The 21,285-nt window shown below is 70.9% G+C and carries 21 protein-coding genes; 12 read left to right on the forward strand and 9 right to left on the reverse strand.

The genetic code is table 11. From position 1 onward, the window contains the following. The first annotated feature begins 144 nt into the window (after positions 1–144). The gene (locus PV734_RS22150) at positions 145–1,026 is read left to right on the forward strand and encodes a metallophosphoesterase (protein WP_319291194.1); all 882 of its coding nucleotides are present in this window, start codon (positions 145–147) and stop codon (positions 1,024–1,026) included. Positions 1,027–1,081: 55 nt separating this feature from the next. Then, positions 1,082–1,753 (forward strand): O-methyltransferase, encoded by a 672-nt coding sequence (locus PV734_RS22155; RefSeq protein WP_319093127.1) that lies wholly within the window; start codon positions 1,082–1,084, stop codon positions 1,751–1,753. Between the two features lie 33 nt (positions 1,754–1,786). Here the strand turns inward: PV734_RS22155 and PV734_RS22160 are convergent, their stop codons facing one another. Continuing rightward, positions 1,787–2,179, reverse strand: coding sequence for a hypothetical protein (locus tag PV734_RS22160; RefSeq protein ID WP_319093128.1), 393 nt, complete (start codon positions 2,177–2,179; stop codon positions 1,787–1,789). A 155-nt stretch (positions 2,180–2,334) separates the two neighbouring features. Here PV734_RS22160 and PV734_RS22165 point away from each other — a divergent pair, with 155 nt between their 5' ends. Beyond that, positions 2,335–2,757, forward strand: a complete 423-nt coding sequence (locus PV734_RS22165) for a DUF1992 domain-containing protein (protein WP_319093129.1) — start codon at positions 2,335–2,337, stop codon at positions 2,755–2,757. Positions 2,758–2,840: 83 nt separating this feature from the next. Here PV734_RS22165 and PV734_RS22170 read toward each other — a convergent pair whose 3' ends face one another. Further along, positions 2,841–3,506, reverse strand: coding sequence for a hypothetical protein (locus PV734_RS22170; protein ID WP_319291197.1), 666 nt, complete (start codon positions 3,504–3,506; stop codon positions 2,841–2,843). A 5-nt stretch (positions 3,507–3,511) separates the two neighbouring features. Then, positions 3,512–4,114, reverse strand: coding sequence for a hypothetical protein (locus tag PV734_RS22175; protein ID WP_319093131.1), 603 nt, complete (start codon positions 4,112–4,114; stop codon positions 3,512–3,514). Positions 4,115–4,301: 187 nt separating this feature from the next. Here PV734_RS22175 and PV734_RS22180 point away from each other — a divergent pair, with 187 nt between their 5' ends. Next, positions 4,302–4,856, forward strand: coding sequence for a GNAT family N-acetyltransferase (locus PV734_RS22180; protein WP_319291200.1), 555 nt, complete (start codon positions 4,302–4,304; stop codon positions 4,854–4,856). Here PV734_RS22180 and PV734_RS22185 read toward each other — a convergent pair. Continuing rightward, the gene (locus tag PV734_RS22185) at positions 4,849–6,906 is read right to left on the reverse strand and encodes an MFS transporter (protein ID WP_319291202.1); all 2,058 of its coding nucleotides are present in this window, start codon (positions 6,904–6,906) and stop codon (positions 4,849–4,851) included. The genes PV734_RS22180 and PV734_RS22185 overlap by 8 nt on opposite strands. Positions 6,907–7,103: 197 nt before the next feature. Here PV734_RS22185 and PV734_RS22190 point away from each other — a divergent pair, with 197 nt between their 5' ends. After that, positions 7,104–8,147 (forward strand): peptidoglycan-binding domain-containing protein, encoded by a 1,044-nt coding sequence (locus PV734_RS22190; protein ID WP_319093134.1) that lies wholly within the window; start codon positions 7,104–7,106, stop codon positions 8,145–8,147. A 102-nt stretch (positions 8,148–8,249) separates the two neighbouring features. On the opposite strand, the gene PV734_RS22195 is transcribed toward PV734_RS22190, so the two are convergent. Both PV734_RS22195 and PV734_RS22200 read right to left on the reverse strand, forming a co-directional pair. After that, entirely contained in the window at positions 8,250–8,912 is a 663-nt protein-coding gene (locus PV734_RS22195) for an HAD family hydrolase (RefSeq protein ID WP_319093135.1), read from the reverse strand. A 213-nt stretch (positions 8,913–9,125) separates the two neighbouring features. Further along, on the reverse strand, positions 9,126–9,707 hold the full coding sequence (locus PV734_RS22200; RefSeq protein WP_319093136.1) for a TMEM165/GDT1 family protein: 582 nt from the start codon (positions 9,705–9,707) through the stop codon (positions 9,126–9,128). A 366-nt stretch (positions 9,708–10,073) separates the two neighbouring features. Between PV734_RS22200 and PV734_RS22205 the strand changes: the two genes are divergently transcribed. The 5 genes from PV734_RS22205 (at position 10,074) to PV734_RS22225 (ending at position 16,383) form a co-directional block, all read left to right on the forward strand. Next, entirely contained in the window at positions 10,074–10,718 is a 645-nt protein-coding gene (locus tag PV734_RS22205) for an HNH endonuclease family protein (protein WP_319093137.1), read from the forward strand. A gap of 123 nt (positions 10,719–10,841) precedes the next feature. Continuing rightward, positions 10,842–12,500, forward strand: a complete 1,659-nt coding sequence (locus PV734_RS22210) for an alkaline phosphatase D family protein (RefSeq protein WP_319291205.1) — start codon at positions 10,842–10,844, stop codon at positions 12,498–12,500. A 292-nt stretch (positions 12,501–12,792) separates the two neighbouring features. Further along, the gene (locus tag PV734_RS22215; RefSeq protein WP_319093139.1) at positions 12,793–13,242 is read left to right on the forward strand and encodes a DoxX family protein; all 450 of its coding nucleotides are present in this window, start codon (positions 12,793–12,795) and stop codon (positions 13,240–13,242) included. Between the two features lie 208 nt (positions 13,243–13,450). Beyond that, positions 13,451–14,077 (forward strand): DedA family protein, encoded by a 627-nt coding sequence (locus PV734_RS22220; protein WP_319093140.1) that lies wholly within the window; start codon positions 13,451–13,453, stop codon positions 14,075–14,077. Positions 14,078–14,400: 323 nt separating this feature from the next. Further along, positions 14,401–16,383, forward strand: a complete 1,983-nt coding sequence (locus PV734_RS22225; RefSeq protein WP_319093141.1) for a ricin-type beta-trefoil lectin domain protein — start codon at positions 14,401–14,403, stop codon at positions 16,381–16,383. Between the two features lie 34 nt (positions 16,384–16,417). On the opposite strand, the gene PV734_RS22230 is transcribed toward PV734_RS22225, so the two are convergent. Next, positions 16,418–16,660 (reverse strand): DUF2277 domain-containing protein, encoded by a 243-nt coding sequence (locus tag PV734_RS22230; RefSeq protein WP_319093142.1) that lies wholly within the window; start codon positions 16,658–16,660, stop codon positions 16,418–16,420. 139 nt (positions 16,661–16,799) lie between these two features. On the opposite strand from PV734_RS22230, the gene PV734_RS22235 reads away from it, so the two are divergent. After that, positions 16,800–17,774 (forward strand): 2-dehydropantoate 2-reductase, encoded by a 975-nt coding sequence (locus PV734_RS22235; protein WP_319291208.1) that lies wholly within the window; start codon positions 16,800–16,802, stop codon positions 17,772–17,774. A gap of 108 nt (positions 17,775–17,882) precedes the next feature. Next, entirely contained in the window at positions 17,883–18,221 is a 339-nt protein-coding gene (locus tag PV734_RS22240; protein ID WP_319093144.1) for a hypothetical protein, read from the forward strand. A gap of 34 nt (positions 18,222–18,255) precedes the next feature. Here the strand turns inward: PV734_RS22240 and PV734_RS22245 are convergent, their stop codons facing one another. Then, complete coding sequence (locus tag PV734_RS22245; protein ID WP_319198785.1) at positions 18,256–19,809, reverse strand: serine/threonine-protein kinase; 1,554 nt, start codon at positions 19,807–19,809, stop codon at positions 18,256–18,258. 148 nt (positions 19,810–19,957) lie between these two features. Then, positions 19,958–21,004, reverse strand: coding sequence for a DUF6215 domain-containing protein (locus PV734_RS22250; protein ID WP_319291212.1), 1,047 nt, complete (start codon positions 21,002–21,004; stop codon positions 19,958–19,960). Between the last annotated feature and the right edge of the window lie 281 nt (positions 21,005–21,285).

Here is a 21,285-nt window from a genome sequence, read left to right on the forward strand (position 1 = left end):
TCCTCTGTCCGGCCCGAGGTCCGGGTCCCCACCCGGAATCGACACAGACCACACACAGCAGGGAAAGCGGCTGTTTCAGGTCGGATCGGACGAGGTGTGCCCAGGACGACCATGGCCCGGCCAGGCCGGAGTAGCGTCGCCGGGATGCGGATCCTTCATCTGTCGGACACCCACATCAACCACGCCGGCGCACCCAACCGCCACGGCGTCGACGCCACCGAGTCACTGCGCCGGATACTCATCGACGTCTCGCATCTCAAGGGCCTCGGGGCCGTCGTCGTCAGCGGGGACCTCGCGGACAGCGGGGCACCCGAGGAGTACGCGGTCGTACGGGACCTCGTGGGCGCGTTCGCCCGGGAGCGGGGCACACCCGTGTTCTTCACCACCGGCAACCACGACGAGCGCGGCGCCTTCGCGAAGGCCCTGGGCAGCGGGCATCTCGACCCGGCGGGCGGGGACCGGGCCGACTCCCGGCTCATCTCCGCCGACGGCGAGTTGGCGGCGTCGAGCGTGGTCGACGGGCATCGGATCGTCACCCTCGACTCGCTCGTGCCGGGCAAGGTGTACGGCTATCTCGGCACCGTCCAACTCGACTGGCTGCGCGAGCTGTTGCGCACCCCGGCGGAACACGGCACGACGGTCGTGCTGCACCATCCGCCGGTCGCCCTGGACAACGCGCTGCAGCGGGCGCTGGGGCTCGGCAACCCTGCGGACCTGGCCGACGCGGTCCGTGGCAGCGACGTACGGCTGATCCTGTGCGGCCACTTCCACCTGCAGATCATGGGGTACCTGGAGGCGGTCCCGGTGTGGGTGACGCCGGGAGTGGTCAACCGGGTCGATCTGACCGGCCCGGCGGGCACGGAACGGGCGGTGCGCGGGGCCTCGGCCACGCTCGTCGACCTGGGCTCGCCGTACGGCCCGCTGTTCCACACACTGCACGCCCGCGACCCCCGGGCCGGTGAGACGGTCTACGAAATCGACGCGGAGCGGATCGCCGACGTGGTCGCCCGTGAGGGCTACAAATGACTCGGCACATCGCCCGCACGCCCCACCCCGGCCCCGAACGGAAGGCACGACTTTCATGAGCGAGTCCCAGCGCTGGGAAGACGTCGACGACTACTTCACCACCCTCCTCGCCCCGGCCGACGACGCCCTGGAGGCGGCGCTGCGCGACAGCGACGCGGAGGGGCTGCCGCACATCAACGTCGCCCCGAACCAGGGCAAGCTGCTCCAGCTCCTCGCCCAGATCCAGGGTGCCCGCCGCATCCTGGAGATCGGCACCCTCGGCGGCTACAGCACCATCTGGCTGGGCCGCGCGCTCCCGGCCGACGGCCGGCTGATCACCCTGGAGTACGAGGAGAAGCACGCCGAGGTCGCCCGCCGCAACCTCGCCCGGGCCGGCCTGGACGACATCACCGAGGTGCGGACGGGCCCCGCCCTGGAGTCGCTGCCCAAGCTGGCCGACGAGAACCCGGCGCCGTTCGACCTGGTCTTCATCGACGCCGACAAGGCCAACAACCCGCACTACGTGGAGTGGGCACTGCGGCTGACCACCGCGGGCAGCCTGATCATCGTCGACAACGTGGTGCGCGGGGGCGCGGTGGCCGACGCGAACTCCACCGACCCGAGCATCCGGGGCACCCGCGAGGCTCTCCGGCTCATCGCCGAACACCCGAGGTTGAGCGGCACGGCGGTACAGACGGTGGGCAGCAAGGGGTACGACGGGTTCGCGCTGGCGAGGGTCGTGGCATAGCCAGGAGCCCCCGCCGGCCCCGCCCGCCGGTGCTCAACCCTCGTGGTAGAAGCCCACGTTGACGCTGCGCGGCCCGGTGCGGTCCTGGACGATGATCTCTCCGGCACCGCCCCGGGGCAACGGCACGCTCCCTCCGTACGGCACGGTCTGGGCGTACTCGCCGACGACCAGCCGGACTTCGGAGGACGGGTCGGGCTGGGAGCCCTGCAGCCAGGAGAGGTGCCAGGTGCTGTCGGGGCCGCACAGGAACTCCAGGTGGACCCGTGAGACGAACAGCCAGTCGTCGGGGGTCGCGAGACGGCACACCGCCTTGTCGCGGCCCACCCGCATGATGGCCCCCGGTTCGCTGGGCGCCTCGGCCATGAGCATGCCGGCCGTGGCGCCGGCTTCCGTCCCGGAGACGGTGGCCATGGTGAGTTCGAGCACGTGCGCTCCTTCTGAACGGTCACCGAAGGTGACCCGACCGTCCTCGCGGAACAATCGTTGCTGAACAGTCCCTGTACGTCGGCTATGTTGCCGTACGCCGCCGCATGATAAATCGCCCCATCGTCGCCTTGGGCCGGGTCCGGCACAATGGACACATGACCGAACGCAAACCGCCCGGTGTGAGTTTCGAGTCCTGGGTCGACCGGCAGATCCGCGAGGCGGAGGCGCGCGGGGAGATCGCCGCGCTTCCCGGTGTGGGCAAGCCGCTGTCCGACGGTCCTGACACGTCGTACGACGAACTGTGGTGGGTCAAGCAGAAAATGGCCCGCGAGGGGCTGTCGGTCCTGCCGCCGACGCTGGCCCTGCGCAAGGAGGCGGAGGACGCGCTGGTGGCGGCGCGCCGGGCCCCTTCAGAGGGGGCGGTCCGCCGGATCGTGACGGAGATCAACGTCAAGATCCGCGACATGATGTTCAAGCCCCCGCCCGGCCCCCCGCTGGGCCTGAAGCCGTACGACGTCGACGAGGTCGTACGCGAGTGGCGGGAAGCGCGGGAGACGCGGGCGGGACGGTCGGAGTAGCCGGGGCGGAGACGGGCGGTGCGGAGACAGGCCGTGCGGAGTCTCGGCCTGCCGCGCGCCGCCGCCCGGGCTGTGGCGGGGCCTCAGCTGTGCAGCAGACGTTCCGCCAGTTCGCGGTAGTCCCGCAGGGCGAGACGGAGCCGCTCGGTGTCGCCGCCGTCGGTGCCGCCGGTGGACTGCAGGGTCGCGCGCACGGTACGGCGGCTGCGCTCGATCGCCTCCGTGAAGCGCTCGGTGACCTCCTCCAGTACGCGGTCGGCCTCCTCGACGGACTCCTGGGGGCCGTCCACGAACCCGGTGACGGCGTGCTGGAGCCGCAGCGTGAGCTTGTCGCGCTCGTCCTGCGCGAGCAGCGCGGCCCCGTGGGACGACCGGCCCTCATGGGCCCGTGTGGGCGCCGGGGCGGCCACGGGCGGCGGCACCGGGGAAGCACCGGCCTGCTTCCCGGTATCGGCCTTCTCACCGAGCGGCCTCACCCCGGTGGGGCGGTCGCCGGCCAGTCCGTCACCGGGAACTCCGTCACCGGGCAGCCGGTCGCCGGGCAGCCGTTCGCCGGTCCGCTTCTCGCCGGTCGCCCGCTCACCGGTCACCCTCTCGTGAGCCGACCTCTCGTGAGCCGACCTCTCGGTGGCCGGCCTCTCGGTGGCCGACCTCTCGGTGGCCGGCCTCTCGGTGGCCGACCTCTCCGGATCCAGCCGCCCGGTGTCCGGTTTCGTCGTGTTGCCTTCACGCTTGCCGATGTCCGTCATGTGAGTCAACTCCCCTTCAATTGAAGCTTGTTGAGTCGCGACTTCGACTTCGTCCGGGGCCGCTCCCCCTCGCCGACCAGGTCGTCGAAGAAGGCGCGGGCCTCGATCATCGCCGTGCGCATCTCCTCCGTGTCGGGCCGCTCCTCGCGAGCCGCGAGGTGCACGCGCCGGTAGCCGTGCACATGCTGGGCGTGGTGCACCGAGAGCGCGGCGAACTGTTCCTCGTACTGGCCGCCCTCGGGGAAGCCGCGTGCGCCGGCCACCTCGGCGAGGAGCAGGTCCGCGTCGGCGACCGCCTGGTGCGGCGACTCGACGAACTGTTCCTGGGCGGCCGTCCAGCGGGCCGCGAACCGCTCGCGCTCGGCGGGCTCCAACGGCCGTTCACGCAGGTCGCCATGGCGCTGGACACGCTCGGTGAGTTCATGGTCGGCAGCCTTGGTGTCCCCGTCGTGACGGGAGACGACCCGGTCGTACTCGGGCCCGAAGCGCCGTTTCAGGTCGCGTGGACCGTGTGCGCCGGCGGCCCGCCGGTTCAGGGCGAGCGCGCCGATGACGACGGCCGCGACGACAACGATCACGATCAGAACGATGAGCACTCCTGTGGACATGAACGCCTTCCGGATTTCTCGAAGGACTCCTCGACCGGCTTCTCGGCCGGCCCGACCGACAGTCCGAACAGACCGGTCAATGCACCGGGTTGCCCGGAAGCGGCTCCCCAAACAGCCGGGGCGGGACCCGCAGGTCACAGGTAATCGAGTTGCGCGGCCGGTGGGGCGGCTGCCGAGAATGCGGGTCATGACCTGGACGATCACCCCGGAACCGTTCAACTCCCCTGTCGCCGCCGCGCTCTGGCGGGCGTACTACACGGAGGTCAGCGACCGCTGGTACCTCCTGCACCAGGGCCGGCGCACGGAACCCGCTGAGCTGGAGCGCGAGGTCGCGGCCCACTCGGGCGCCGAACTCGCCCCGCCGGACGGCCAGTTGCTCGTCGCCCGGTACGACGGCCAACCGGCCGGCAGCGCGGGCGTACGGCTCCTCGACGCCACGACCGGTGAGCTGACCCGGGTCTTCCTGTACGAGGGGATGCGGGGGAAGGGCGGCGCCGCCCTTCTGGTGGCCGCGGCGGAGGACGCGGCACGGGCCCTCGGTGCCCGGCAGTTGATCCTCGACACACGCTCCGACCTGGTCGAGGCACGCGCCCTGTACGCACACCTCGGCTATCTGGAGACCGAGCCGCACAACGACAGCGAGTACGCCGAGCACTGGTTCCGGAAGAACCTGGACGCCCCGAACGACCAGGGCGAACAGCCCGGCCAGGCCGACCAGGACAGACGGGAGAGTCTCAACTGAGCCTGTCCGCCGAGCCGTTGTGCGGCTGTTCCGCGTCCGAGCCGCACAGTTCCTCGTTCAGCAGCCGCACCAGCTGGACCAGGTCGGTGGGGCGGTCCGGGCCCCACCAGTCGCCCAGCAGCTCGGCCAGGGACTCCTCGCGGGCCTCGGCCAGCCGTTCGGCGGTCTCGCGGCCCGTGTCGGTCAGCACCATGTCGAGGCCCTCGCGTACCGCCAGCCCGCGTTCCTCGACCTGCCGGGCCGCCTCGATGATCACGGTCAGCGGTACGAGGCTGCGCTCGGCCAGGACCGCGGGCTCCGCCCAGCCGTACCGCCGGATGCGCAGCAGCAGCCAGCTCGCCGCCGGATACAGGTCGAGGCCGGCCCGTGCGGTGATCGTCCGGTAGATCTCGCGCCGTCCCTCGCGGGTGCCGAGCACGGACAGCGCGCGGCACACCTCGTCGTAGGACGACCGCTGGACGGGGTTGCTGGCGAGGGTCTCCGTGACGTCGGGAGCGGTCACCGAGCCGCGCAGCCGGTCCTCGCGCAGGAACCAGGCGAGGACGAAACCCAGAACGGCGACCGGAACGGCGTACAGGAAGACGTCGGTGATGGCGGACGCGTAGGCGTGCAGCGCGGGCGGTCGCAGCGCCGAGGGGAGGGCGGCGATGCCGCGCGGGTCGGACTCCAGGGCGTCCGCCGAGACCCCGGCGGGCAGTCGTACGCCCCGGAACGCGTCGGTGAGCTTGTCGCCGAGACGGTCGGCGAAGACCGTACCGAAGACGGCCACGCCGAAGGAGGCTCCGATGGAGCGGAAGAAGGTGGCGCCGGAGGTGGCGACGCCCAGATCCTCGTACGAGACCGCGTTCTGCACGATCAGCACCAGGACCTGCATGACCAGGCCGAGGCCCAGGCCGAAGACGAGGAAGCAGGCGCTCATCTCGCCGGTGGAGCTGTGTTCGTCGAGCCGGTGGAGCAGGAGGAGGCCGAGGGCGGTGACGCCGGTGCCGGCGATGGGGAACACCTTCCAGCGGCCCGTACGGCTGACGATCTGCCCGGAGACGGTGGACGCGACGAGCAGGCCGAGCACCATCGGCAGCATGTGCACGCCCGACATGGTCGGCGAGACACCCTGGACGACCTGGAGGAACGTCGGCAGATAGGTCATCGCGCCGAACATGGCGAAGCCGACGATGAAGCTGATGACGGCCGTGAGGGTGAAGGTGCGCAGCCGGAACAGCTGGAGCGGGAGGACGGGTTCGGCCGCCCGTCGCTCGACGAGGACGAAGGCGACGGCGAGCACGACCCCGAGGACCGCGAGGCCGACGATCCGCGCCGAGCCCCAGCCCCAGGAGGCGCCGAGGGAGGTGACGAGGATCAGGCAGGTGGCGACGGAGGCGATGAGAAGGGTGCCCAGGTAGTCGATGACGTGCCGCGCGGACCGGCGCGGGATGCGCAGGACGGTCGCGATCACGGCGAGGGCGACGGCGCCGACGGGGAGGTTGACGTAGAACACCCAGCGCCAGCTGAGGTGTTCGGTGAAGAGGCCGCCCAACAGCGGGCCGAGCACACTGGTCGCACCGAAGACGGCACCGAACAGGCCCTGGTAGCGGCCCCGTTCACGCGGCGGGACCAGATCTCCCACGATCGCCATCGACAGCACCATGAGCCCGCCGCCGCCGAGCCCCTGGAGCGCCCGGAAGCCGATCAGCTGGGGCATGTTCTGCGCCATACCGCACAGCGCGGAGCCGATCAGGAAGATGACGATCGCGGCCTGGAACAGCCTTTTGCGGCCGTACTGGTCGCCGAGCTTGCCCCAGAGAGGGGTCGCGGCGGTCGACGCGAGCAAGTAGGCGGTGACCACCCAGGACAGGTGGTCCATGCCGCCCAGGTCGCTGACGATGGTCGGCAGCGCGGTCGACACGATGGTCTGGTCGAGGGCGGCGAGCAGCATGCCGAGCAGCAGGGCACCGATGGAGACGAGCACGTTCCCGGGCACGTGTTCGGGCCCACGCGTGACCGGTCGCCCGTCCGCGACATCTCCCGCCCTGCCGTGCGCTTCCGCGGCCATGAAGTCCTCCTGTGACTCTCGCGACACCCCCATCGTGGTCGGTGTGACCTGTTATGGCCTGTCGAATCCTCACGAGATTCGCGGGAAGCCCGGATTCCGGGTGCGTCCGGGAGAAGGTGTGAAGAGGCTTTGGATAACCTCTGACAATCGCACGGGGGTTCGTACGGGGGTTCGTACGGGGAAGGAACCGACACGCAGTGAACGATCCGAAGGGGCACGTGTGTCCGGAGTGCGGCGCGCCCCGGGGAGCCGACAACACGCCCTCCTGCGCCTGCGCCGAACGCGCGGCCGACGCCCACCTGGAGAACCGGTCGGCGGAGGCAGCGGCGGCGGAGGACTTCGACCCTCTGCGGATACGCCCGTACGTGGAACTGACCCCGCAAGCACCGGCCACGCCCGCCTCTGCCGCCTCGCCTTCGTCTCCCTCGTCGTCCGAGCACCCGGCCCCCGGCGGGGCGGCCGAGGCCACGATGCCGCTGCCGGCGATCCAGCAGACCGCCTGGGCGACGGACGAACCCGCGACCACCGTGCTGCCGTCCTTACCGCAGCCCACGGGTGCCCCCGCCCAACCCACGTACCCCGCGTACCCCGCCGACCCGGCCGACTCCGCCGAGGACGAACAGCTGGGCGATTCGAGCCGCCGCCCCCGGGTCCTGCTCCTCGGCGCGGCCGGAGCGGTCGTGGCCGTACTGGCGGCGGGCGGACTGGCTGTCGGGATGTTCACGTACGACAAGCCGGCCCGGGACAACACGGCCGCCCAGGAAGTACGGGAGAGCGTGCCGGCCGCGACGACCAGCGCGGCCTCCCCGACACCGTCCAGCAGTCCCACCTCGTCGGCGTCGGCATCGGCATCGCCCGCTCCCGCCCCGCCCCTCAGCCCGACCCCGACCCTCTCGCCCGCCCCGGCGGCCCCCTCCGTGGCCCCGTCCAGGTCGGCCACCCCGACCCAGGCGCCGACGACCGCGCAGGCCACCGGCACGATCTCGCCGGCCCCCGGCGGCGACGACAAGGAGAACGCCCCCGTCCTGCGCCCCGGCGACCACGGCGACGAGGTCCTCGAACTCCAGCTGCGGCTACGCCAGTTGGCGATCTACCTCAACGACACGGACGGCGTGTACGACGACAACGTCGAGACCGCGGTGACCACCTACCAGACGACTCGCGGCATCACCGCGGACGAACCCGGCGTGTACGACCGGACGACCCGCACCCGGCTGGAGTCGGAAACGACCGAGCCATAGGGCGCGCGGGCCCGGCGGGAGTTCGTCGCGGGCCTGTTCGAGCCCGCCCCGGCAGTCGTGAGCGAGCGGGTGGGCGAGTGGGTGGATGGGTGGGAGAGACCCTCACACCCCGAACCGCACCCGCAGCTCCCCGTCCCCCACCCGCTCGACCCGCACCCCCACCAGATCCGGGACCACCACATCCGGTCGGTGCAGGTGGGCGCGCGGCCCGACCCCCACCACTCGCATCCCCGCGGAACGCCCCGCCGAGATCCCCGCCCCCGAGTCCTCGAAGACCACACAGTCGGCGGGGTCGACCCCCAGCTCGGCCGCGCCCTTCAAGAACCCTTCCGGGTCCGGCTTGCTGGCGCCCACCGACTCCGCGGTGATGCGCACATCCGGCAACCCCAACCCCGCCGCCCCCATCCGCGCGGTCGACAGCCCGACATTCGCGGAGGTCACCAGGGCGTGCGGCAACCCCTTCAGGGAGGCCAGGAACTCGGACGCGCCCGGGATCGCCACCACGCCGTCCAGGTCGGCGGTCTCCTCCGCGAGCAGACGTGCGTTGTCGGCGTGGTTCTGCTCCATGGGCCGACCGGGCAGCAGCACCGCCATGGAGGCGTACCCCTGCCGCCCGTGCACCACGTGCATCACCTCGTCACCGTCCAGCCCGTGCCGGTCCGCCCAGCGCCGCCAGACCCGCTCGACGACGGCGTCCGAGTTGACGAGGGTGCCGTCCATGTCGAGAAGGAGGGCGCGGGCGGTGAGCACGGTGGTGGCCGTCATCGGCAGGCTCCAAGGAACAGGTACGGGACCAAGGCGGCCCCGCCCGCCGGTCAGGGAAAACGGGCGGGAGCCACTTTGTTTCTCCACGGTACAAAAGAAACCGCGCCCACCGCTACCGCCTGAGGCAATCGTTCACCGACCGGTCACCTCCCGAGCACCCACCGGGGCAGCTCACGAGGTGGCACCGCACCAGAGCGCCGGCACCCGGCACCCCTACCCACTCACCGCCTCCCAAAGACTCCACACCCCGAGGCCCAGCATCAGTACCGCCGCGACCTTGGTGATCAGCTCCAGCGGCACCCGCTTCATCAGGGCCCGCCCACCGACGATCCCGAGCCCCGCCACCGCCCACAGCGCGAGCACCGCTCCGAGGCCGACCGAGAGCGGGTCGTCGTAGCGGGCGGCGAGGTTGGCCGTCATGATCTGCGTGAGATCGCCGAACTCGGCGACGAGGATGAGCATGAAGCCGGCCCCGGACACCTTCCAGAAGGACTGGTTCTCGGGCCGCCGCACCTCCTCCTCGTCCTCGCCCTTCTTCAGCAGCAGCACAGCCGCCCCGCCCAGGAAGAGCACGCCGGTCAGCGCGTGAACGAGCTGCTGCGGCAGCAGTGTGAGGACGCTGCCCGCCGCGACGGCCAGTGCGACATGGACGGCGAAGGCGGCGGCGACGCCCGCGAAGACGTACGAGGCGCGGTAGCGGGTGCCGAGGACGAGCCCGGCGAGGGCGGTCTTGTCCGGGAGTTCGGCCAGGAAGACGACGCCGAAGACGAGCGCCGTGACACTGATGCTGATCAAGGTTCCTCAATCGGTCGGGGCTGCCCCACCGAGAGTGCGATGACCTCACGCTTTCCGCGCTGCGACACCTCGGCACGGCAGCACACGCAATACGTATGTGCTGCTCTGCCGAAGGTCTCGCCGGCCGGTCCGCACGATGTGCGCGGAACCTGCCTCCGGGCGCCGGCTCAGACGAGCTGAGCAGTATGTCGACGGTCCGGCGAAGAGCTACTCCCCTTCTGCACCGCCAAGGATAACCGACCCCGAAGGGTTGTTATGTCATGCCCACGTCACTAACTTCTTACCGATCGCACATCTCACGGCAATCAAGCGACGCGACGATTCACTCGCTCGCGCCCAACACCCCCATCCCCCGAGGGAGTTCGCATGCCGAAGTTCTACGCGCGTCGACGGCTCAGCATACTCGCCGCGCTCACCGGCCTCATAGCCTCGGTCGGACTTCTCAACGGTCCGACCGCCTCCGCCGCCCTCCCCACCCCGGTCAGCGCCGCCACCGCGCGCACCTACCTCGCCGCGCTCACCGTGAAGGCCGAGAACCGCACCGGCTACGACCGCGACCTCTTCCCCACCTGGATCACCATCAGCGGCACGTGCAACACGCGTGAGTACATCCTCAAGCGCGACGGCTCGAACGTCGTCACCAACTCCGCCTGCACCGCCACCAGCGGCAGTTGGTACTCCCCGTACGACGGCGCCACCTGGACCGCCGCCTCCGACCTCGACATCGACCACCTGGTCCCGCTCGCCGAGGCCTGGGACTCGGGGGCCAGCGCCTGGACCACCGCCGCGCGCCAGGGCTTCGCCAACGACATCACCCGCCCGCAGCTGATCGCCGTCACGGACAACGTGAACCAGTCCAAGAGCGACCAGGACCCGGCCGAGTGGATGCCCTCGCTCACGTCGTACCGCTGCACCTACGTCCGCGCCTGGGTCCAGGTGAAGTACTACTACGACCTGTCGGTCGACTCGGCCGAGAAGAGCGCGCTCACCAGCTACCTCGCCGCCTGCTGACCGACCACGCGCCCGTCCCCCACGCGGCCGCCGACCGACAGTGAAACATTTGCATCATGCACGGAACCTCCCCGCCCTTCTCCGTCGTCCGTACCGTACGGTGCGACGGAGGAGGGTGATCACGTGGCGACACTTCGCCTGGGACCGCTGCTGAGGTACGCAGACAGTTCGTCCGCGACCGTCTGGGTCGAGGCGAGCCGCCCCTGCACCGCCGAGGCGCGCTGCGCGGACGGCGCCGGCGGCGAGACCCGCACCTTCCAGGTCGCGGGCCACCACTACGCACTGATCCCGGTGACCGGCCTCACTCCGGGCACATCGACTCCCTACGAAGTACTGCTGGACGGCGTCCGCGTGTGGCCGCTGCCCGACTCGCCCTTCCCGCCCTCCGTCATCCGCACCGCCGAGGACGGAGGAAGCGGCGAGGAGGGCGACGCGTTCCGGATCGCCTTCGGCTCCTGCCGCTGGGCTGCGCCGGCCGCCGACGACAAGGACCCGGTGGGCGCGGACGCCCTGGACACCCTGGCGGCACGTATCGCGGCCGACCCGACGGCCGAACGCCCGGACGTCCTCCTCCTGTTGGGCGACCAGGTGTACGCCGACGAGGTGTCCGACGCCACCCGCGACTGGCTGGCCGCCCGCCGCGACCTGTCCGAACCGCCGGGCGCCGAGGTCGCGGACTACGAGGAGTACACCCACCTCTACTACGAGTCCTGGCTCGACCCCGAGGTCCGCTGGCTCCTCTCCACCGTCCCCAGCTGCATGATCTTCGACGACCACGACGTCATCGACGACTGGAACACCAGCGCCGCCTGGCTGGCCGACATGCGGGCGACCCCGTGGTGGCGCGAGCGGCTGCTGAGCGGCCTGATGTCGTACTGGGTGCACCAGCACCTGGGCAACCTCGCCCCGGCCGAGCTGGCCACCGACCCGCTGTACGCGGCCGTACGCGAGATTCCCGACGGTACGGACGCGGTACGCGCCTTCGCCGCCCGGGCGGACACCGACCCCGCCTCGGTCCGCTGGAGCTACCGGCGCGACTTCGGCCGCGTACGGCTGCTGATGGTGGACAGCAGGGCGGCCCGGGTCCTCGACGAGGACAAGCGCGCGATGCTGGACCCGGGTGAGGAGGCCTGGGTGCGGGAACAGGCGCTGGCCGATCCCGGCTCGTACGACCATCTCCTCATCGGCACCTCGCTCCCCTGGCTGCTGCCGCACCTCGTGCACGACGCCGAGGCGTGGGACGAGGCTCTGTGCAAGGGCGAACGGGGTGCGCGCTGGGCCCGGTTCGGGGAGAAACTGCGCCGCGGGGCCGACCTCGAACACTGGGCGGCCTTCACCACCTCGTTCACCGCCCTGGCCGACCTGATCGCGGAGGCCGGCTCCGGCCCCGAGGCCCCGGCGACGGTCCTGGTCCTGTCGGGGGACGTCCACCACGCGTACGCGGCCGAGGCCACCTGGCCCGAAGCGGCCCGCCCGGACGCCCGCGTCCTCCAGCTGACCTGCTCCCCGGTCCACAACGCCATCCCCCTCTACATCAAGGTCGGCTTCCGCCTGGGCTGGAGCGGCCTGGGCCGCGCACTGGGCCGCCGCTTCGCCCGGCACGGCCGGGTCGCGCCGCCACCGGTCACCTGGCGCCGCACGGGCGGCCCCTGGTTCGGCAACATGCTGATGACCCTGACCGTGCGCGGCCGTTCGGCCCGGCTGCGGCTCGACCGGGTCCGAGGCGAGAAGGACCGCGGCGCACAGCTGGAGACGGTCATGGAGTCACAGTTGAGCGGGTGAGGCACCCGCCCCGACGGCCGGGGCTCGGCCCGACGTGGATTCGGTCATATTTTCGGACGCGGATGCGGTGGCGCGGGCCGCACCGCACACGCTCCGAAGCAGGGCCCCACGTGCGGAAATCGTGAAGCTGACATGACAAAACCAGACCCGTTCGGACACAAAGTGGTGGCCAAATGTTGAACTTGTAAGCACTGATCAGGCCCCCCTACGGTGGATTACCCGCTCGGTTCCGCCCCCAGGACCGGTCCGTCCCCCCGACGGAGCGATCCCGACCGAAGGAGACATCCCCCACATGTCCGCTCGCCTCAACAACGCTCAGCCCTATGCGGTCGGCCTCTTCCGAATCGTGGTCGGCCTGCTCTTCGCGTGCCACGGCGCCCGTTCGCTCTTCGGCGTCCTCGGCGGCGGCGGGGAGACGGTATCGGCCGGCACCTGGCCCGGCTGGTACGCGGCAGTGATCGAGCTGGTCGGCGGCACCCTGGTCCTGCTGGGCCTCGGTACCCGCGCCGCCTCGTTCATCGCCTCGGGTGCGATGGCGTACGCGTACTTCGACGTACACCAGCCGAACGCCCTCATGCCGATCCAGAACCAGGGCGAACTGGCCGCCGCCTTCTGCTGGGCGTTCTTCCTGCTCGTCTTCACCGGCTCGGGCGCCTTCGGCGTGGACCGCCTGCTCACGAAGCGGTCGTCGGGCGCGTCGAGGTCGAAGGAGTCGCGGGAGAAGACCCCGATAGCGGTCTGATCCGTCACCGGCCGGTGCCCGTCCCCGTGTCCCGGGGGCGGGCACCGGCGCGCGTCAGGGTGAACATCGTGTGCCGAACACATGAGCCCCCCGTGGATCTCCGGTCAGACCCCCCGCGTACGCTGTATGGCTGTCACACGCCGCCCGCCGCTCCCCCGCGAGGTAGCGGCACGGATCGGGCCGACGGGGGAGTTTCGGGGAGTCTGCGGTGCTTGAGAGTGTGGGGTCCCTGACCGGGACCCCGTGGATCTACGCCCTGGTGGCCGTGTCCGTCCTGTTCGACGTCCTGCTGCCGGTACTGCCGAGCGGCGTCCTGGTCATCACGGCCGCCACCGCTGCCGCCGCCGGTTCGGGCGCGGCCACCGGGCAGGTGCCGCACGAGGTCCCCGACATCCTCGCGCTCACCCTGTGCGCGGCCACGGCGTCGGTCCTCGGCGACCTGGTGGCGTACCGCCTCGCCTGGCACGGCGGGGCCCGTCTGGACCGCGCGATCGCCCGCTCCCGCCGCCTGACCAGGGCGCAGGAACGTCTCGGCCAGGCCCTCGCGCACAGCGGCGGCATCCTGGTCGTCGTCGCCCGCTTCGCCCCGGCCGGCCGCTCGGTCGTCTCCCTCGGCGCGGGCGCCGCCCACCGCCGGGTCGGCGAGTTCCTCCCCTGGTCCATCGTGGCCGGCCTGGCCTGGGCCGCGTACAGCGTGGCCCTCGGCTACTTCGGCGGCCAGTGGCTCGGCGCCACCTGGCTGGCAACAGGCGTCTCCGTGGCAGCCCTCTTCGCCGCAGGCGCGGGCGCAGCCTTCCTGATGCGCCACCCCCGAGCAACGGGCGCGCCCCTATAGGGGCGCGAGGAACCGCGAGACAAGCCACGACGCACCCCTTCAGGGGCGCGGGGAACTGCGCGAACAACCACGACCCACCCGCACCCGCCGACGCACCCGAGCCCCCACCCCCTCAGGCGCTCCCCGCACCCCACACACCCCCACACACAACTCCCCGCCGGAATTGCCCCCGTTGGGAAAACAACCTCTGCCACACCCGTTGACTTCACCCTCCCTTCGCTCTAATTTCAGCGCGCCCCCTCGTTCGGTTTCCCGATCGCAGTTCGATATATCGACCAGAAAATTCCGGGAGTCGCACCGCCGCGCCCCCGGCAAGGAGCCGCATGTATCCCCCGCCGCGCTCGTCCCTCCTCGGCCGCACAGCCATCCGCACCCTCGCTCTCGCGACCGCGGCGACCGCCGCCCTCCTCTTCGCCCAGCCGCAGGCCGAAGAAGCGACCGCCCTCGACAACACCGCCCCGGTCGCCGCCTCCACCCGCCAGATACCGGTGCCCGCCGCCCCCATGGGCTGGGCCTCCTGGAACAGTTTCGCCGCGAAGATCGACTACAGCGTGATCAAGGCCCAGGTCGACGCCTTCGTCGCGTCCGGGCTCCCCGCGGCCGGCTACAAGTACGTCAACATCGACGAGGGCTGGTGGCAGGGCACCCGGGACAGCGCCGGGAACATCACGATCGACGAGTCCGAGTGGCCCGGCGGCATGAAGGCCATCGCCGACTACATCCACAGCAAGGGACTCAAGGCCGGGATCTACACCGACGCGGGCAAGGACGGCTGCGGCTACTACTACCCGACCGGCCGCCCCGCCGCCCCCGGCTCCGGCAGCGAGGGCCACTACGACCAGGACATGCTCCAGTTCTCGCAGTGGGGCTTCGACTTCGTGAAGGTCGACTGGTGCGGCGGTGACGCCGAGGGCCTCGACCCGGCGGCCACCTACCAGTCGATCAGCGACGCGATCACCAGGGCCACCGCCACCACCGGCCGCCCGATGACCCTGTCCCTGTGCAACTGGGGCCGGCAGAACCCGTGGAACTGGGCGCCGGGCCAGGGCGCGATGTGGCGGACCAACGACGACATCATCATCTACGGCAACAAGCCGTCCATGAGCAACCTGTTGACCAACTACGACAGGAACGTCCACCCCACCGCCCAGCACACGGGCTACTACAACGACCCGGACATGCTGATGGTCGGCATGGACGGCTTCACCGCCGCCCAGAACCGCACCCACATGGACCTGTGGGCCATCTCCGGAGCCCCGCTGCTGGCCGGCAACAATCTCGCCACCATGACCACCGAGACCGCGAACATCCTCAAGAACCCCGAGATCGTCGCCGTCGACCAGGACGCCCGCGGCCTGCAGGGCGTCAAGGTCGCCGAGGACACCACCGGACTCCAGGTCTACGGCAAGGTCCTGTCCGGCACCGGCAACCGTGCCGTCGTCCTGCTCAACCGAACCTCCACCGCCCAGAACATGACCGTCCGCTGGTCCGACCTGGGTCTGACCAACGCCAACGCGACCGTCCGTGACCCGTGGGCCCGCTCCAACATCGGCTCCTACGGCACCAGTTACACCGTCAGCGTCCCGGCCGGCGGCTCGGTCATGCGGACCGTCACCGGCGCCACCGAGGCGGCGAGCAGCGCGTACGAGCCCTCCGCCGCCAGTTACACCGCCGTGAGCGCGGCGAACACCGGTGTCGCGGTCGCCGACTTCACGTACACGAACGACACGAGCACCGCCCGTACGGCGACCCTCAAGGTCAACGGACAGACGGCCACCACGGTGTCCTTCCCGCCGACCGGCTCCACCCCGGGCACGATCTCCGTCCAGGTCGCCCTGTCCAAGGGTGCCGCCAACACGCTCGCCGTCACCAACGGCCCGACCCTGGGCACGCTGACCGTCCGGCCGGTTCCCGGTACGAACGGCAACCTGGTCGTCGGCAAGCAGTCCGGGCGCTGCCTGGACATCTTCAACAACACGATCACCAACGGCACCCAGGCCGAGCTGTGGGACTGCAACGGCGGCTCCAACCAGGCGTGGACGTACACCTCCCGCAAGGAGCTGGTGGTGTACGGCAACAAGTGCCTGGACGCCTACGACAGCGGCACGGCCAACGGTACGAAGGTCGTCATCTGGGACTGCCACGGCGGCAACAACCAGAAGTGGAACGTCAACACCGACGGCACGATCACCAACGTCAACGCGGGCCTCTGTCTGGACGCGTACGGCGCGGCCACGGCCAACGGCACGCAGATGGTGCTGTGGGCCTGTGGCACGGGCGACAACCAGAAGTGGACGCTGAGCTGAACGCTCCGCCTGGCCGGCAGCCCGGTACGCGCCCCTAGGACGCGTGCCGGGCTGCCGGCGTACCACCTCCGCCGCGCACCTCGATGCCGGCGAGCAGTTCGGCCGTGGCCGCCGCGATGACGTCGACGGCGTGTTCGAAAACCGCACGGTTGTGGGCGGCCGGCGCCCGGAAGCCGGAGACCTTCCGGACGTACTGGAGGGCGGCGGCCCGCATCTCCTCCTCGGTGGCCTCTTCGGGGAGTACGGGTGGACGAAGGGTCTTGATGCTGCGGCACATGCCTCCAGTCTCGCGCGTACGTGGCGATCCGCGCCGCCCGCATGCCGAAAGGGCTGTGCCGTACAGCCGTACCGGCTGCGATCATGCTCCGTGAAGCGGCTACCTGTCAGGAGCCGACCGAGGAGAGGTTCGATCAGCCATGCCCACGAACACACCCGCACCCACACCCACAGACGTACTCGCGGACGTACACGCGGACCACACCCCGCTCAACTTCGCCGTACTCGGTCCCGGCGGTGTCGGTGGCCTGCTCGCCGCCCTGCTCTCCCGCGCCGGCCACCGCGTGATCTGCCTGGCCGGGGACGACACCGCGCGCACCCTCCGCGAAGGCGGAATCCGTGTCCGCAGCGGCCTGTTCGGGGAGTTCACGGCGGAAGTCGACGCGACGACCGAGCTGCCGGCGTCGTCCGGCCCTCTCGGCGGGGTCGACGCCGTCCTCGTCGCCGTCAAGCACACGAACCTCGACACGGCCCTGGCACGCGTCCCGGCGAAGGCGCTGGGCGACGCCCTGGTCGTACCGTTCCTGAACGGCGTCGAACACCCGGCCGCACTGCGGGCCCGCTACGGCGCCGACCGCGTCGCCCCGGCCGTGATCCGCATCGAGTCGACCCGTACGGCCCCCGGTGTGATCGAACACGCGAGCCCGTTCGTGGAGATCGACCTGTCCGGTGACCCGGTGCCGCGTGAGCGCCTCGACGCCCTGTCCGCCGTCCTCACGGCCGCCGGACCGGCCACCCGTGTCCTGCCCGACGAGGCGGCGGCACTCTGGGCGAAGATGTCGTTCCTCGCCCCCTTCGCCCTGCTGACCACCCTGTACGGGCTCCCGCTGGGCGACGTCCGCACCCGCCACCGCGACGAGCTGACCGCCCTGGTCGAGGAGACGGCGGCGGTGAGCCTGGCCTGCGGCGGCCCGTCGGACCCCGCCCAGGCCCTGGCCCGCTACGACGCCTTCTCCCCGGCCACCAGGTCGTCGATGCAGCGCGACGCCGAGGCGGGCCGCCCGCTGGAACTGGACGCCATCGGCGGAGCCCTGCTGCGCGCGGCCGAACGGCACGGGGTGGACGTACCGGTGGCGGCTCGGGTGGTGCGGGAGCTGGCGGCCGGGGACCACTGACCGCACCTTCCCCGGCCCACCCGGCCTGGTCACCCGTTCGCGTGAAGACAGGGAGGAAGTCCCCGGAGGAACTCGCATCTCAAAATCGAACAGGCGTACCATTACCGCGTGGCGACGACCTATGACTTCCCGAGTGACCTCCTGGCCGGTCAGGAGGAGCTGCATCAGGTCCGGGCCGAGCTGTCCGCCCTTCTGAAGCGGCTCCCCTGGTCGGTCGAGCCGCTGGACGGTTTCAGTGACACCGGCGGCTGGCGCAAGGTGGAGCGCCCCGCGTCGCCGGGCTGGACGGCCGACGAACAGGCCGAGGTGGAGAAACTGCGGCGCCGGGAACACGAGCTCGCGGTGTTCGTGAGCGGCCACCGCTTCTGGGCCGAGGTCACGGGACCCGACCGGGTGGACGCGCGCACCCGGCTCAAGCACGCGCACGACGGCGCGGAGGAGGCCTGAGGCCGGTGGTCCGGTCTCAGGGGGTGGTCCGGTCTCAGGGGGTGGTGCGGAAACCTTCCCGGACCCGGTCGAAGACCGGCCGGAAGGTGTCCCACCGCGCCTCGGGCGCCGAGACGTAGATGTCGTACTCCCGGCCGCCCTCCTGCCCGAAGCCGAGGTTGATGCCGTGGAAGGTACGCACCCGGCCCTCGAAGGTGAACTCCCAGACGGCGGCCTTCTGACCCCGGTACGTCGTCCGCTGCATGTAGATCTTGTGGTACTTGTCCCCGGGGTAGTTGATCTTCGTGTTCGCCTCGATGTCCTTGAAGTGCGCCAAGGGGTCGCCGGCGGGATCGACCATGCCGATGCTGATGCTGGCCAGCCGGGTCTCGTCGACGTACACGACCCCGTCGGACTTCCGCTTGCTCAGCGTCCAGCCGTCCGGCACCGGGAAGGCGACGCCGAGCGGCTTCTCCGTGACGAGGTGGTAGCCGTCGGGGACGGGCGAGGGCGCGTACGTCGGGGTGGGGCTCGCCCCCGAACCGGCGCCCTGCGTCTGGGCGTCGTCACGGGCCGAGTTCACGTAGTAGACGCCGCCCGCCGTGCCCCCGGCGATCAGGATCACCGCGATCACACTCCAGAGGACGGTACGGCGCCCACGCCCGTCCCGGGGCCGCACGGGGGCCACGTTCTCCGTGCCGGTCCTCCTGCGCGTGCCGCCCGTACGGTCGGGATCCTCACCCCGTGCCGGTATCGACACCGGGGCGGACGCCGTCCACGCACGCGGCTCCGTGTCCTCGGTCACCGACCGCAGCGCCAGTTCCGTCTCCTGGGCCGAGGGCCGCTCGGCGGGGTCCTTGGCCAGCAGGGCCGTGATCAGCGGCGCCAGCGGGCCGGCCTGCTTCATCGGCGCCAGGGGCGCGGTGACGATGGAGTACGCCGTCTCGACCGGCGTGAGCCTGCGGAACGGCGGCTGTCCCTCCACCGCCTGGTAGAGGGTCGCGCCGAGCGCCCAGAGGTCGGACGCGGGGCCGGGGGTGTCGCCCTGGATGCGCTCCGGTGCCATGAAGTCGATGGAGCCGACGATCTCACCGGTCCGGGTGAGGGTGCTGGTACCGGTCGCCGTGGCGATGCCGAAGTCGGTGAGGACGACCCGGCCGCCCTCGGTGAGCAGCACGTTGCCCGGCTTGACGTCACGGTGCAGCACACCGGCCTCGTGGGCGGCCCGCAGCGCGCCGACCATGCCCCGGCCGACGCGGGCGGCCTCCTCGGGAGAAACGGTTCCGCCGCCCTTGAGCAGAGCGCCCAGCGTGGTGGAGGGCACGTACTCCATGACGATGCACGGCAGCCCGTCGTCCTCGACGACGTCATGGACGACGACCACGTTCGGGTGCGCGATCCGGGCCGCGCTCTGGGCCTCGCGGCGGGTGCGCTCGTACATCAAAGCGAGTTCGTCGTCGGCGAACCGCGAGTCCTCGTGCAGACGCTTGAGCGCGACCCGGCGGTTGAGCATCTCGTCGGCGGCCAGCCAGACCGTGCCCATACCGCCCCGGCCGATCTGCTCGGTCAACCGGTACCGCCCGGCGATGAGCCGTCCCTCGTCCGACACGTCCGACACGGCAGCCTCTCTGATCTCGCCGTCCACTGACGCTCACGATATCCGGCAGGCGTACGAGGGCGGTCCGGAGGTCGCGTACACCACACCTCGCACACCGGACGGCCCCGGGGAGTCCACCGGGGGCCACGTTCTCGGCGTGTCAGCCGGCAGTCCGCTCGGGGACCGTCGGAAGTACCTTCTCGGCGATGTCGCTCAGAGCGCTGTCGTCCGGGAGAGCTCCGGACTCGCTCCACACGGTGACGTCGTAGTAACCGCCCCGGTCGGCGCGGTCGAGGGCCACGGTCAGCGTCCTGGCCAGCGGGCCGTCCTGGACCGGTCCGCCGGATCCGCCGCCCCCGAGGTTGATCTCGATCTTCATGGTGGGAGCCGAGGAGAGGACCGCGGGCCGACCGAGCACCGTGAGGGTCCGCACGTCCTGCTCACTCCCGTACTTCATCAGCTTCACGTACTGGTCGGTCGACATGTCGTTGTAAGTCGCCGAGACATTCACGGTGTACGTGTCGAACGCGACCTGGGCCGACGGCTGGGCGACCTTCCCGTCCGTCAGGAGAGCGGTGTTGTTGGTGCCGGAAGCGGTGGTCGCTATCTCTGCGGGGGTGCCGAGGAGCTTGGCCAGGTCCGGCCGGTTGAGCGCCGCGCACAGCTCTTCACCGGTCGCTGGCCGGGGCGGCCGCTTGTACACCGCGGGCAGCTTCTCGTGTTCTCCGTCCGATTCTCCGTCCGAACACGAGGCGGGCTGCGGGATGTTGTCGTCGTCGGACGGCATCACGTAGGGGGTCACCCACATCGCGCCCGCGACCGCCCCGAACAGAGCCACGGCTGCGACGGCCTGCCCCCACTCGTTGGGCTCCTTCTCCTTCTCCTTCTCCTTCTCCGCAGGCCCCGGGCCGGGACGCGGCCCGACCGGGACCTGCGCCGGAGCGGGGACCTGAACCGGAGCGGCGACGACTGCCGGCCCATCCACGGAGGCCGCCGTACCGGGGCCGCGGCGTGCGCGCAGGGCCCGGACCACGGCGCGGACGCTCACCGCAGCGAACACGAGGAACACAGTGCCGATACCGGCCGCGCCCCAGTCGTGCTCCTGAACAGCCAGATACATGATGCGCACACCGAAAACGGACCCGATCACGATGAACAAGGGCTCACGAACCCAGAAGGGCAGGCGACGGAGGAGGAAACCGAGCATCCGGTGATCTCATCAGAACAAGACCACGTTCACCACATGGAATCCACAGTTCCGGGCATGTGCGGGGGTGCCGGTTCCGGCAGGGAAGCCGACGCTTCGACTGCTGGTCAGGTGTCCTGACCAGCCTGGTGGGCGCGGACGGTTTCGAACCGCCGACATCCACCTTGTAAGGGCGGACATGGTCGATCACGGGTTTGGGGCCATGATCCAGCAAGAACGCGTCGCCGGAAATGTTCACCGCCGGCTCCGGGCACATCAACGGCGGCCTCGTCACGATCGCG

This window comes from Streptomyces sp. AK08-02, assembly GCF_033795085.1.
In the GTDB taxonomy this organism is placed as follows: domain Bacteria; phylum Actinomycetota; class Actinomycetes; order Streptomycetales; family Streptomycetaceae; genus Streptomyces; species Streptomyces echiniscabiei.

What these genes read in the sequence shown, in the direction of transcription:
- PV734_RS22150 (WP_319291194.1), top strand. Translation starts at nt 145, where the DNA reads ATGCGGATCCTTCATCTGTCGGACACCCACATCAACCACGCCGGCGCA.
- PV734_RS22155 (WP_319093127.1), top strand. Translation starts at nt 1,082, where the DNA reads ATGAGCGAGTCCCAGCGCTGGGAAGACGTCGACGACTACTTCACCACC.
- PV734_RS22165 (WP_319093129.1), top strand. Translation starts at nt 2,335, where the DNA reads ATGACCGAACGCAAACCGCCCGGTGTGAGTTTCGAGTCCTGGGTCGAC.
- PV734_RS22170 (WP_319291197.1), bottom strand. Translation starts at nt 3,506, where the DNA reads ATGACGGACATCGGCAAGCGTGAAGGCAACACGACGAAACCGGACACC.
- PV734_RS22175 (WP_319093131.1), bottom strand. Translation starts at nt 4,114, where the DNA reads ATGTCCACAGGAGTGCTCATCGTTCTGATCGTGATCGTTGTCGTCGCG.
- PV734_RS22180 (WP_319291200.1), top strand. Translation starts at nt 4,302, where the DNA reads ATGACCTGGACGATCACCCCGGAACCGTTCAACTCCCCTGTCGCCGCC.
- PV734_RS22185 (WP_319291202.1), bottom strand. Translation starts at nt 6,906, where the DNA reads ATGGCCGCGGAAGCGCACGGCAGGGCGGGAGATGTCGCGGACGGGCGA.
- PV734_RS22195 (WP_319093135.1), bottom strand. Translation starts at nt 8,912, where the DNA reads ATGACGGCCACCACCGTGCTCACCGCCCGCGCCCTCCTTCTCGACATG.
- PV734_RS22205 (WP_319093137.1), top strand. Translation starts at nt 10,074, where the DNA reads ATGCCGAAGTTCTACGCGCGTCGACGGCTCAGCATACTCGCCGCGCTC.
- PV734_RS22215 (WP_319093139.1), top strand. Translation starts at nt 12,793, where the DNA reads ATGTCCGCTCGCCTCAACAACGCTCAGCCCTATGCGGTCGGCCTCTTC.
- PV734_RS22225 (WP_319093141.1), top strand. Translation starts at nt 14,401, where the DNA reads ATGTATCCCCCGCCGCGCTCGTCCCTCCTCGGCCGCACAGCCATCCGC.
- PV734_RS22230 (WP_319093142.1), bottom strand. Translation starts at nt 16,660, where the DNA reads ATGTGCCGCAGCATCAAGACCCTTCGTCCACCCGTACTCCCCGAAGAG.
- PV734_RS22235 (WP_319291208.1), top strand. Translation starts at nt 16,800, where the DNA reads ATGCCCACGAACACACCCGCACCCACACCCACAGACGTACTCGCGGAC.
- PV734_RS22250 (WP_319291212.1), bottom strand. Translation starts at nt 21,004, where the DNA reads ATGCTCGGTTTCCTCCTCCGTCGCCTGCCCTTCTGGGTTCGTGAGCCC.